Source organism: Methylobacterium sp. WL7 (assembly GCF_008040085.1).
GTDB lineage: Bacteria > Pseudomonadota > Alphaproteobacteria > Rhizobiales > Beijerinckiaceae > Methylobacterium > Methylobacterium mesophilicum.
Genome location: NZ_VRVG01000409.1, coordinates 1 through 253 on the forward strand (window position 1 = coordinate 1; position 253 = coordinate 253).

A 253-nucleotide genomic window follows, 5' to 3' on the forward strand; every position below is an offset into this window, starting at 1 on the left:
GGGGTCAAACTCCACCCACTCGTCGCGCAGGCGGATCGTGCGGGCGCGGTCCTGATTGGCAACCACCAGCTTCAGCATCTTCCGGAACAGTGGGCGCAGGCCCATCCGCGCCATGTTGCGGGCGATCTTGTCGACCGGGGCGATGCCGTTGAAAGCGATGTCCGAGACGTTGGGCGAGATGATCGGGTTGATTGCGCCCTGCTGCGAGACACGAACGATGCCGCCGAACCGGCGCTCACGCACCTCGTCGGGG

At 66.0% G+C, this 253-nt stretch carries 1 pseudogene; it reads right to left on the minus strand.

Annotation, left to right across the window (positions count from 1 at the left end):
• A pseudogene (locus tag FV233_RS30835) lies at positions 1-253 on the minus strand (hypothetical protein); the annotation flags it as partial.